Source organism: Chitinimonas lacunae, from assembly GCF_042650885.1.
GTDB classification, from domain to species: Bacteria; Pseudomonadota; Gammaproteobacteria; order Burkholderiales; family Chitinimonadaceae; genus Chitinimonas_A; species Chitinimonas_A lacunae.
In genome coordinates, this window is record NZ_JBHSBU010000001.1 from 1,728,129 (window position 1) to 1,740,186 (window position 12,058).

7 protein-coding genes are annotated in these 12,058 nt (G+C 62.5%); 1 reads left to right on the top strand and 6 read right to left on the bottom strand.

All coding sequences use genetic code 11. From position 1 onward, the window contains the following. Positions 1-13: 13 nt before the first annotated feature. The 6 genes from ACFOW7_RS07080 to maiA all read right to left on the bottom strand — a co-directional run bounded on the left by ACFOW7_RS07080 (position 14) and on the right by maiA (position 10,158). Positions 14-205, bottom strand: coding sequence for a hypothetical protein (locus ACFOW7_RS07080; RefSeq protein WP_378162530.1), 192 nt, complete (start codon positions 203-205; stop codon positions 14-16). 47 nt (positions 206-252) lie between these two features. Next, positions 253-792, bottom strand: a complete 540-nt coding sequence (locus ACFOW7_RS07085) for a hypothetical protein (protein WP_378162532.1) — start codon at positions 790-792, stop codon at positions 253-255. Continuing rightward, positions 782-1,543, bottom strand: coding sequence for a thioesterase II family protein (locus tag ACFOW7_RS07090; protein ID WP_378162534.1), 762 nt, complete (start codon positions 1,541-1,543; stop codon positions 782-784). Before ACFOW7_RS07090 ends, ACFOW7_RS07085 begins: the two co-directional genes overlap by 11 nt. Positions 1,544-1,913: 370 nt before the next feature. Then, the gene (locus tag ACFOW7_RS07095; RefSeq protein ID WP_378162536.1) at positions 1,914-5,459 is read right to left on the bottom strand and encodes an indolepyruvate ferredoxin oxidoreductase family protein; all 3,546 of its coding nucleotides are present in this window, start codon (positions 5,457-5,459) and stop codon (positions 1,914-1,916) included. An 878-nt stretch (positions 5,460-6,337) separates the two neighbouring features. After that, positions 6,338-8,641 (bottom strand): hypothetical protein, encoded by a 2,304-nt coding sequence (locus tag ACFOW7_RS07100; RefSeq protein WP_378162538.1) that lies wholly within the window; start codon positions 8,639-8,641, stop codon positions 6,338-6,340. A gap of 869 nt (positions 8,642-9,510) precedes the next feature. Beyond that, positions 9,511-10,158: a maleylacetoacetate isomerase gene (gene maiA / locus ACFOW7_RS07105; RefSeq protein ID WP_378162540.1), complete on the bottom strand. Its 648-nt coding sequence runs from the start codon at positions 10,156-10,158 to the stop codon at positions 9,511-9,513. Positions 10,159-10,458: 300 nt separating this feature from the next. On the opposite strand from maiA, the gene ACFOW7_RS07110 reads away from it, so the two are divergent. Continuing rightward, the gene (locus ACFOW7_RS07110; protein WP_378162542.1) at positions 10,459-11,610 is read left to right on the top strand and encodes a DUF3103 family protein; all 1,152 of its coding nucleotides are present in this window, start codon (positions 10,459-10,461) and stop codon (positions 11,608-11,610) included. Positions 11,611-12,058 lie beyond the last annotated feature (448 nt).

Genomic DNA, 12,058 nt, shown 5'->3' on the forward strand with positions numbered 1-12,058 from the left:
GTCCCGTTGCCCTTCACGGTCGGCGTTCCTGTTTGCGTCGCAGCTCGGTTTCGAGCGAGACGAACATCAGCAGATACAACAGCATGATCACCGGAGTGACGATCACCGAAAACAGAAAGCAGCGGAAGAAACCAAGCTGACTCTGCCGTCCCAGATAGGCCACCATGGCACACAGGGCGAGATACAGCACAAACGGTACGGGCATAGCACTCCCTCGGGTAAGCCGGCGACCGGTCCGGTCGCTGGGTCGGTTCAATCCTGGCGGTACAGCGGAATGGCCCCGCCGTCGACCGGACGAATATCGGGACCGCAGTCACGGCCATCGGCATAGACGCAATGGATCACCTTGACCTGGCCTTTCAGGCCGATGCACTGGTCGGTATCGAGCTGGTAGAAGTAGCGGAATACCGAGCCTTGCACCGGCACCTTGATAAAGTTGGTGACGGTCGAGCCGACGCTGCGCTCGTCCTTGCGGGTGAAGAAATGGATGCTGAAGGCGATATCGCTGATCGCGGCATTGGAGAAGTTCACCACCCGCAGTTGCGGCGAACAGGCGCGCGGCAGACCGGTGGCCTCGGGCACCCCGAACAGCAGCGCCGAGCCGATGGCCACCAGAATCGGTCCAGGCGGCCGTTTGCGCCGGATGGCGCTTTGCAGCGATTCATCCTCTTGCAGGATCTGGGCAGCCCGGGTCACCGGCCCCGCATGCGGCGGGTCGGCCGCTACCGGCAGGCTGAGCGAACAGGCCAGCAACAGGGCCAGGGCCGGGCGGAAGGTGAGCTTATGATGCATGGGAAGCCTCGCGATGGAGCGCCGCCAGATCGGTGCCCAGGCATGCCAGGAATTCCGGTGCACTGCGCAAGAAGAAATGCCCGCCCACGAACTCGCGCAGCACGAAGCCCAGCGGGGCATAGGCAGCCCAACCGGCCATCAGGGCGGCATTGGCGCTGTCGTCGTCACGGCCGCAGTAGCCGATCAGCGGGCAGCGGCTGGGGCGGGGCAAGGTAGCACTCTCGATCAGCGCGAAATCGTGGCGCAGGACCCGGAACACCATTTCCGACCACTCGGGATCGGCCAGCACCATCTCAGGCACCCCGTCATAGCGGCGCACATATTCGATGAATTCGGCCTGCGGCAAGGCGGACACGCCCTGATGATGGGCAACGCCGTCGGGCGCCCGGTTGGCCGCCACCCATAACTGCTGCGGCGGCGGACAGCCCAGCTCAGCCAGGCGGTTCTCGAGCGCCAGCGCCAGCCGCGCCCCCATGCTGTAGCCAAACAGCCCATACGGCCGGTCGAGATAGGGAAGCAGTGCCTGGGCCAGGGCCTCGACCATCGTGCCGAAGTCGCGCAGACAGGGAGCGTGGAGATGGGTCTCATGGCCCGGATACTGCACCGGCGCCACCGCCCAAGGCCGCAGGGCCAGACGCCAGGGCAGGAAATTGGAAGCCCCGCCACCGGCATAAGGCAGACAGAACAGCCGCAGCGGCGCCTCGCCGCCCAGCCCGAATGGAAACCACGGATCGGTGCTAGCGCCCGTCATCGGCCACTCCACCATACTCGGCCGCCCTTAGCAGCCCGGATAGTCGCGGCGTCACGCATGCCGTCTCCCCTGTGCCGGCCGGGTCGAATGCCCGGCGCTTTGTCGTTTGGATCACGCCGGCCGATTCTATACACAAAGCCCGCTCGGCGGGTCGGTCCACACAAGAAAATAAAATTTTCGGTATTAAGCTTGCAACATATAGATTTGCTTTTAGATAAAAATGAAAAATAGAAGACCATCGATCACAATTTGTCATCGAATGGTCCGCCACCTGGGCGGCAGGCAACCGGACCGACGGGCGGGTGCCTGTAAACAAAGGGCTGGGCAGGTCGAAAGGACGGGTGGCGTCTCCTGTAGCGCGTGGCAGCCCTCAGGGCACCTGCTTGAGTGGAATCACCCGGCGCGGCGCGGCCAGCGTTTCCGCCTCGTCGCGCGGCTCGCCCAGCGGCGACTGGTAACTGATCCCGAGCCGATGGGCCAGCCGGCGCTCGATCGCTTCGACCCGCGCCACATTGGCCAGCTTGACCGGCCCGAAGCCGCGTATGCCCTGGGCCGCCTTGGCGAAACTCACCGCGTCGCCATGGTTGCCGAGATTGAGCTGGCTCAGGATCAGATTGATATGGAGCACATAGCAGCCGACCAGCCGGCGCTCCAGCCGGCGCTCATGGGTCCAGCCGAACGGGTCGAGCAGGGTGCCGCGCAGCGGCTTGAGCGCGGCCAGCAGCGTCAGCGGCCAGCGGAACGCCTGGCCGAAGCGGGTCTTGGCCGGCCGCTTGCCACGTCGGCGGCGCGACAGCCACAGCGGCGGCGCCAGATGGAAAGTGAAGCGATAGTCCTGCCCGGGCGTACCGTCGAAGCTCTCGCCCAGCCGCGCTTGCAGAACACCATCGCTGAGCAGGCGGGCGACTTCGTATTCGTCCTTGTAGGCCATCAGGCGCGCCAGACTGGTCGCGACGGCCAGGGTCAGCGGCAGTGTGGCCTCCTCGCCCAACAAGGCCCGTTCACGTCGCCGCACCGTATCGACCATCTGGCGATAACGCTCGGCGTAGCGGCGGTTCTGGTAGGCGCCAAGCAGACTCATGGTGCGGGCCAGCAGTGCCTCGACATCCTGTGGCGGCGCCTCCTCGCGCTGCCAGGGCGACGGTTCGGGCAGCGGCACGGCATCGACGGCGGCAAGCCGACCCAGCGCAAAGGCGCGCAGATTCTGCGTCACCGCCACCGCATTGAGTTCGATCGCCCGTTGCAGCGCAGCGAGTGGCAGCGGCAGCCAGCCGCGCTGGAAGGCGAAACCGAGCAGCACCATATTGGCGCACACCGCATCGCCCAACAGCCGCCGGCTCAGGTTCTGCGCTTCGCACAGCGCCGGCGTGCGGCCGGCGGCCCGGCTCAGTGCCGCTTGCAGGGCGGCGCCGTCGAGCCGGGCATCGGGGTCCTGCACAAACTGATGGGTCGGGGTCTCGCGCGGGTCGAGCACCACATGGCTATGACCCGGCCGCAGCGTTGCCAGTACCTGCGGACTCGCCCCCACCACCAGATCGCACGCCAGCACCAGATGGGCACGGCCATGGTCGACCCGGCTTTGCTGCAGACCGACCGAGGCGTCGGCAAAGCGGACAAACGAATGGACCGCCCCACCCTTTTGCGCCATGCCGGTGTAGTCGAGCGAGGAAACCGCGCGGCCGCACAGATGGGCTGCCATCGCGATAATGGCGCCGACCGTCACCACGCCCGTGCCGCCGATTCCGGCCACCACCACATCGCAGCTCGGCCCGTCGGGCAAGGCGGCAGGCGGCGGGCTGAGCCGGGCCACCAGCTGTTCCAGCAGCTCGCCCAGCTCGGCCGGCCGACGCGGCTTGGCGCCATGGAGGCTCAACATGCTGGGGCAGAAGCCGTCGAGGCAGGCGGTATCGCGGTTGCAGGCCGACTGGTCGATCCGGCGCTTGCGGCCAAGCGGGGTATCGAACGGCTCGATCGCCACGCAGTTGGACTGAACCCCGCAATCGCCGCAGCCGTCGCACAGTTCGGGATGGATAAACACCCGGGTAGCCGGCACCGTCTCGGGCTGGCGCTTGCGCCGCCGCCGCAGTTCGGCGGCACAGGTCTGGTCGAAGATCAGTGCCGAGACGCCGTCGATCTCACGCAAGCGGCGCTGCATGCTGTCGAGCTGATCGCGCTCGCCCAGCCAGGCACCGGGCGGAAACTGGTCACGCCGCCGGGCCACCCCTTCGCCGAGCACCGCAATCACCCGCACCCCTTCATGGGCCAGTTGCCAGGCCAGTTGTGGCACGCTCAGCCGGCCATCGACCGCCTGGCCGCCCGTCATCGCGACCGCGTCGTTGTACAGAATCTTGAAGGTGATGGCGGTGCCGGCCGCGATGGCCTGGCGGATCGCCAGCACGCCCGAGTGGAAATAGGTGCCGTCACCGAGGTTCTGAAAGATATGGCGACGCCGGGTGAAGGCGGCCTGGGCTACCCAGTCCACGCCCTCCCCGCCCATCTGCACCAGTCCCACCGTATCGCGTTCCATCCACGACGCCATAAAGTGGCAACCGGTGCCGCCATGCGCTTCTGAGCCTTCGGGCACCCGGGTGGACAGATTGTGCGGGCAGCCGGCGCAGTAGAACGGCAGGCGGCGCGGCAAGCCGGTGCTGTCGGGCAGCGCAGGCAATAGACAGTCGCGCACCGGGCCGCCCTGGCTGCGCAGGAAAGCCGCGAACAGGGGCGCCAGCATGGCGGGGCGCAGTTCATCGACCAGCGGAATCAGGGGTCGGCCGTCGAGATCGGTCTTGCCGAGCACCCGGGGCCGCTCACCGTCTGGCAGGTTATAGAGTTGGGCGCGCAACTGGTTTTCCAGTAGCGGGCCTTTTTCCTCGACCACCAGCACCGCCGTCAGCCCGCGGGCGAATTCGGCCAGCCTTTGTCGTTCGAGCGGAAACACCAGGCCGGGCTTATAGATACGGACCGCGCCGCGTTCTGCCTCGTCGAGTTCGAGATAGTCGAGCGCGGCGCTGACATCGAGCGCCGCCTTGCCGCAGGTCAGGATGCCCAGTCGGGCCGTGGGCGCCCGGTTGATCCAGCGGTCGATGCTGTGGCGGGCGGCAAAGCGGGCCACGGCCGCGAGCCGGCGCGGCAGCCGCGCTTCGATGGCCATGCCGGGAAGATCAGGCCAGCGGTTATGCAGATCGCTATCGGGGTCGGGCGAGCTTTCCCAGACGGTGCGTATCCGGTCCAGAGAGACCGAGGCGCCGGTATTGGCGGTTTCCGAGGCGAGTTTGAGGCCGACCCAGGCGCCCGAGTAGCGCGACAGTGCCCAGCCATAGAGGCCGAATTCCAGCACTTCCTCGAGGGTGGCGGGGTGAAGCACCGGCATCGACCAGGCCGCCATCACTCCTTCGCTTTGATGCGACATCGACGAGGACACGCAGCCATGGTCGTCACCGACCACCACCAGCACCCCGCCATGGGGCGAGGCACCATAGCTGTGACCATGGCGCAGCGCATCGCCGGCGCGATCGAGCCCCGGTCCCTTGCCGTACCACAAGCCGAATACCCCGGCGACTTCACGTTCGGGGTCGGCTTCAACCCGCTGGCTGCCCAGCACGGCCGTGGCGGCCATTTCCTCGTTGACGGCCGGCAGAAAACGAATCCGCCGCTCGGCCAGCCACGCCGCCGCCTGCTGCAACTGCTGGTCGTAGCCCCCCAGGGGCGAGCCACGGTAGCCGCTGACAAAACCCCCGGTCTTGAGGCCGGCACGTCGATCCAACTCGCTTTGCCACAAGGGCAAGCGCACCAGCGCCCGCATGCCGGTCAGGAATACCCGACCGCGCTCAGCCAACAGGGCGTCATCCAATTGGTAATCGAGTGATATGTCCTCGGGAGTCACCACCTCAGCGGGCGGCATCGCGGATTTAAGCATCGAATACCCTTTGTCTGGCGCCATGTGCTGGTCCGCAAATTCTTATTAGGATCGCTGCTAAGGCTAATCGGTCTTTGATGACAACTTGACGAAAGCGGGTCAGAGCAGACCGATCCATGACCACGCGGTCATAAGAATCTAGTTCAAGCCGATCGGATGTAAAGCCAGGCAAAACTTGAGAAAGAAGCAATTGACTGGGAAGGCCGTCCAATATAATCAATGAATAATTAATGAAATCACTGCAAAGCCACCTTTACCCCTTCCTCCAACCGAAGGATGCCCGGCGAATTTCTCCAGAATAATCAACACACAAGGCAAGCGGGGTCGCTTCCGGAATCTATTGGACAGTGGCGTGTTCAGCCACCTCCGCCTCCACTGCCGCATCGACACAATAAATTCGGCTATCGAAAATTCCGGTCGCGGCAACGCGACAAAAAAAGCCGTCAACCCGGTTTATCGGGTGGGCTTATCGAGCAAGAAAATACAAGTGTGGTTTTGGCGCAATAGTCGGCGCCGACATTGACCGGCTTGTACCAATATCGCCGATTCAATTTTTGGGACAGTTTGCAGTAAGCAATTCACACAAAGAAATTGGCGATATAAAAAAATGCCAATCGGTGCAGAAAGAAAACTGGGCAGCGGCAAGCTCAGGCGGCTCGGCTGGCTCGGCCATGGCGAACGACATAGACCATTTTGCGAGCCGGGTGCCAGTCGATACTGCCCGACCCTTTTGCTTGCCGGGGAGGAGGACGCGCTGGAGAGCAGGCTTGGGCAGAGGGTCCGGGGCCGGTTTGGGCCGGACCCGGACGCTAAGTGCGCATCCTTAACCGCTCTGGGATTGCGGACTTGGACGCGCTATCGAGGCTGACGAGGCGCTGTCAAAGCTCCCACTGCAACTTGACCGTCAGCTCCCGGCTCTCCCGCCCGGGTGCGCGCTCGCGCACCCAACCGGCGCTCCAGGAGCGACCATGGCCCCAGCTATGGCGATACAGCAGCGAGCGATGCCGTTCACGCTCGGCCCACGGTTCGATATCGGCCCGCACATCGGCCCGGTGTTCAAGCAGCGTGTTCTGGGCAATCCAGCGCAGCGAGTCGCGCGGGCTCAGATGAAGCACCGCCAGCCAACGCCAGCTGCTTTCGATATAAGCGGGTTGTCCGGCCGGATCGCGCACCCAGGCCCGGCTCCAGCGGTGATCCGACTCAAGGCTCCAGCCGCCGCGCAGCGGAAAGCGCAACTGGGCTTCGAGCCAGCCGTTACCACCGCGCCCTACCCGGTCGGCTTCATCGTCGAGCCGGCGGCCCACGGTGAATTCGCCGCTGATACTGGCCAGCCACGGCCACGGTGCCGATTCAAAGCCGAGATGGACGGCCGGTATCTCATGCAGCCGACCATAAGGCCGGGCGCGGCGCTGATCAAGGCCCAGGTCGAGCCAGAGATTGGTCCGCCGCGCCGCCCATAGCGAAATGCCGGGCTGGAAGCGCCGTTCCACCACTTCGCCGCCTGGTATTTGATGGGTCGGATCGGCCAGGGTGCGGCTGTCGAACAAGGCTAGCGTCGCTTCCAGGTCATACAGCGACAGCGTCGAGCCGGCCAGAACGAGGCTCGGGTCGCCCAGGCGGCGGGTGATTTTCCACTCGGTATTGCGTACGCCGGACTGGGCGACGAAGCCGTTGTCGTGGACAAAGCCAGGACCGATCCATTGCCAGTCGATTTCATGAATCCAGTCCGCCGAGCGGTAATCGGCCTTGGCCGACAGATAGCTGCCTTCACGCCGGGGCGAGCGCCAGGGATTGCCGTCTTCGTCGAAACCGGCTGTGTTGTCCGAGCGCAGCATGGTCCAGCGCAACTGCCCCTGCCCGCCTTCACCGAGCGCACCACGCCATTGGCCATCGAGCCCGACCGCCCGGTTCTGGCGACCTTCACCGTAATCGCGTGCCGACGCCAGCAGCCCCCACGACGCCAACTGTCCATGCCAGCGGGCCCGCACCAGACTGGCCTGTGATACCCGCGTCTGCCGCCATTCCTCGGTCAGATAAGGGCTGCCACGCAACAGCGTACCGCCCTGGTCGTCATTGACGCTCAACACCGTGGCGTCGGCATTGGCACCGCGCCAGGTGGCACGCGCGCCCCAGCGCGGGTCGGTAATCGTGCGCGAATAAAAGGCCGGCAGCGGCAAGCCCAGCACGTCTGCGCTCTCCAGAAAAAATGCGCGCTTTTCAGGCAGGCTGAGTGCAATCCGGCTGGCGCCGCTGCTGGTCGGTACATCGAGTTCGACCTGGGAGAAATCGGGGTTGAGGGTGGCGTTGAACACCCAGTCGGCCCGCGGCCGCCAGTGAATATCCGCGCCCAGGCTGGCCTTGCTGTCGCGCGCTTCTCTGCTCCGACGCTGGCGCAGCGTCAGTTCAGGCCGCACGCTGAGAAAACTGCGGTCGCGCACTTCGCCCAGCAGCTCGTCCAGCCCTTCCATCTGCTGCTGTCTCGACAGCAGATTCAGGTCGTCCTTGGTCAGTGGCGCACTGAGCAACAACATGCCATCGGCGTGCGGGATGCTGCGCGCCACGGTAATGCGCCAGGGCGCACCATCGACATAGGGGTAGCGCAGACTGGCCAGCGGCCAGCGGATTTCCATGCTGTAGCCATCGGACAGGCGCTGCACGGCGGCCTCGATGGGGAAATCGGGGCCGAAATCGTTTTTGTCTTCGTCGGCCCGGTAGAGACCATCGGCCAGACTGCCGGCCACGCCGACCCGGATAAACTGCGCCGCACCACCACGCCCGGTGGGATCGAGCCAGACCGAGATAAAGTCCTGATCACGGTAGACCTGATCACGCCGGGTCAGCACGCCATGAATCTGTTCGGGCTTATCCCAGGCGCGCACGCCAATGATCAGCGCGTCGCGGTCGGCCAACACCTGCACCGTAGTGCGCAATTCACTCGGGGCGACCTGGTTGTCAGCCGGCTCATACTGATAGAAACCATCATGAGGCGGCACCTGGGCCCAGATCGCCTCATCAAGATGACCGTCGATACGCGGTGCAGCTTCGGTCGGCGCCAGCAGCTTGACCCGGAGCCGGGCAGCTTCGCCAGGCAGTGCTTCAGCCGCCAGCACCGCCGGACCCAGCAGGCCAATGAGCGGTGACGCCAGTGCGCTAACAAAAGCCTTACGTTTATTGCTATTCAATGAAGGATTTCCTCGATAAGTCGTCCCGACTCCGGGACTTATTCTCAAATGACTTACGCCATGCCTTATAAGAGGCCCGACGTAAGAATTCCGAAAGATTTCAAAGAAAACTACCGTGCAATTTACGCACAAACTGTGTCCATTTTTCTGCAACCAATAAAGCCAATGCAGTTCCATGGATGGCAAAGCACCGGATTCTACTCACACTCTTCCGAAAAACATAAGCCCATGATTAACAACTCACAGTTGCATCCAAGCAGGCATAAACCATTCCAGACCAAATAAACCCGAAACAAAACATCAACTTGAATTCAAAAACCCTGACCCCACCTCCCAACCCGTCCCTTGAAATACCCAACCTCGCCTTCTGCCCTGCCATAAAGCCACTGATCTGGGCGCTTCTCCATCTTTGTTGACCATGAATATCACTGTGTATTGACCGATACGGAAGTGAACTCGATGAATCGTTTTTCTTTTATTTATCTCCGCTTTGGAGTCGGCAATTCGACGACAGATAAGGAGACAGAGAGAAGTCGGAGGAGGAGGCGAACAGGAACTGGATGGCAGTTTTATGACAAATGCTGTACAGAGCATTAGCTCGTATACAAAATAAAGGAAATTTTCATGAAATCCCCTGGCTGAGACGGCCTGGCCTTGCGGCTGCCTGTGAAGGTGGGAGGAGGAATTGAACAGCCCGATGCATCAGATCGATTGTCAGAGATATTGGACAGAAATTTGTATTTATATATATTTACAGGGCCACTTCTGGCAGTTGTTTTTCTTTATTTTTTCATTTTGCCCGCAAAAAAAGCCAGGGCCGCCTTGGATCAGGCGGCCCTGGCCGGTCGAACCGATTGTTGGCGTCCGCCCTACTCGGCGTCGGCCTGCTTGCTCGGATGCGTTTCGGAGAAGGCATGCAGCGTGTTGAGATGGGCATCGATCCGGCATAGCGTCGGGAAGGCTTGCAGATCGAGCTGCAAGCGGCGGGCATTGAACATCTGCGGCACCAGGCAGATGTCGGCCAGCGTCACCGCGTCGCCATGGCAGAACAGATTGGCGCCGTTGTTGGCCAGGCGCGTTTCGAGTGCCTCGAAACCCAGACGTATCCAGTGGCGATACCAATCGTCCACCTGCTGCTGGTCGTGGCCCAGCGTGTTCTTCAGGTATTGGATCACCCGTAAGTTATTGATCGGATGAATATCACAGGCAATCGACAATGCACTGGCCCGCACCTGGGCCCGCTCGATCGCATTGCCGGGCAGCAGCGGCGGATAGGGATAACGCTCTTCCAGATATTCGCAGATCGCCAGCGACTGGGTCAGTACCGCACCGTCATCGACCAGTGCCGGCACCAGCCCTTGCGGATTGAGCGCCCGGAAAACCTCGCTGTGCTGTTGACCGCCATCGCGCAGCAGGTGGATGGATACGGTCTCGTAGTCCAAGCCTTTCCATGCCAGAGCAATGCGGACTCGCCAGGCAGCGGACGAGCGAAAGTAATTGTAGAGCTTGCGGGACATCGAAAATCTCCTAGACAGGGCAATCCAGCCCATTGTAATGACAGGCTCAACAGGCTGAAATCCAGACCTGGAGCCGTTTTCGACACGGCCGTACCAATTCTTACGTCAGACTTAAGTTCAACAATTTAAAACTGCGGCATATTCACAACAAAAAATAATATACGGTTGGCATTGAATATGGGGCCCTCATAAGCTGTGCCGGTCACTTACATGACGGGTGGAGCACGCCACCCGTTGCCGACAACGTGCCGGCACGGTACCGGTACGCCAACCATCACGTGCAAGAGGAGTTGTAACCCCATGATCAAACGTCCGTTGTTCGCCCTGACCCTGTTGGCGCTGGGCGCCACACAGGCCCTGGCCGCCACCCCCGCCGTCGAGAAGACGCCCCATATCGAGCAACTGCAGTTCGTCGATCAAGCCAAGCGCAAGCTGGCCGTCGATGTGGCCCAGATGCTCAATGATCCGTCGTTCTCCCATCTGCTGAGCGAAAAGCTGCAAGGTCAGCGTGAAGTGATGATCAACCCGCTGATGAGTGAATACCGTCAGCGCGATCCGATGAACATCGCCAAGGCCGAAGCCGCCGACACGCTGCAAGCCATGGATCTGGCCACACGCCAGCACAAGGGCATCACCGCCTACAGCAAGGGTCTGCTCCAGGTTCGTATGGTGGCCCCGCAGGGCATGTCCACCGAGAACGTCGATACCAGCAACATGCTGGTGGCGTTCGAACCGGCCGGTGACGACAAGCACTGGAAGGAAGTGGAAGCCTATGACCGCTTCGGCAATGTCCACAAACTCGACGCCAAGGTGCAGCCGTCGATGCCGGTGCTGGTCGCCGACATCAATGGCAGCGAAGACCTGCGCGCCGGCGTGGCCATGATGAACGAAGCCTTCAAGAGCCGTGGCTGGGGTGGCCTGAACGTGCGTCCGCGCGCTGGCTACGTTGAAACCACCAAGCTCGAGAAGATCCGTCTGGCAACCGACGAAGAACCGTGGATCTCGGGCAAGGCCGAAGTCTACGCGCTGGTGTCGGGCATCAACCCGTCCGAGGAAAAGCCGACCATCGCCGTGGTCGATATGCCTTACCTCGACTATGCCAACACCGACTACGCCCCGAACCAACTGGTGCTGTTCTGGAGCAACTACCGCTACGCCGCAGCCAACCTGCAACTGTTCGAGCACGACGATAACACCAACTACCAAGACCTGGTGGTGGCCATCGTCTCGGGCGTCGAGAAGATTCTGCTGGCCTTCAAGCCGGAATTCGCCGCCATCGCCACCGTCGCCGGTGCCATCCTGCAAGCCATGCCGGCCCACTGGTTCAGCAATGACGACGACTACATCGACAGCTTCTACACGCTGGAAAAAGGCAAGACCTACACCGACTACAAGGGTGTGGGCGGCAATGCGATGATGACGCTGAAGCCGTACCGTCTGCGCGAGCAGTAAGCCCGTAGCTGCCGGGAGTGGCGGCTTACCGAGCCGCCCGGGTGCGGCCCCGGCCACAAGCCAGGGCGCGCCAATATGCAACTCCCCCGAGATTTCCCGACACAACTCCCGGACTATTTCTCGGCAGCGACACCCGGCCCGCGCCTAAGCAATGCCCCGGTTCTTCCGGGGCATTCTCTTTTCCGCTACCGCCTCCATCCCCGAAGTCTCCCGACCGTCTTCAATAAGGACAGCACCACAGCCCGCAAAACCGCAGGCTGCGCCAAAGTCCGCCCGGTCCACCCTGAGCCAGGCGGGGAGACAATAGATATAAGCTGCGAGAGCGGCTCTGCTTCATCCTCGGTATCCGAATCAAAGGCTCTTCAGGGGGCCAACGCACCCGTGTGGCGGACGCACTGTGTCCTTGGATCGATCCATGAGGAGTCAAACAATGGTCCGAGACCTCACG

Bases quoted from the DNA above. Each gene is read 5' to 3' on its own strand.
- ACFOW7_RS07080 (WP_378162530.1), bottom strand. From the start codon at position 205: ATGCCCGTACCGTTTGTGCTGTATCTCGCCCTGTGTGCCATGGTGGCC.
- ACFOW7_RS07085 (WP_378162532.1), bottom strand. From the start codon at position 792: ATGCATCATAAGCTCACCTTCCGCCCGGCCCTGGCCCTGTTGCTGGCC.
- ACFOW7_RS07090 (WP_378162534.1), bottom strand. From the start codon at position 1,543: ATGACGGGCGCTAGCACCGATCCGTGGTTTCCATTCGGGCTGGGCGGC.
- ACFOW7_RS07095 (WP_378162536.1), bottom strand. From the start codon at position 5,459: ATGCTTAAATCCGCGATGCCGCCCGCTGAGGTGGTGACTCCCGAGGAC.
- maiA (WP_378162540.1), bottom strand. From the start codon at position 10,158: ATGTCCCGCAAGCTCTACAATTACTTTCGCTCGTCCGCTGCCTGGCGA.
- ACFOW7_RS07110 (WP_378162542.1), top strand. From the start codon at position 10,459: ATGATCAAACGTCCGTTGTTCGCCCTGACCCTGTTGGCGCTGGGCGCC.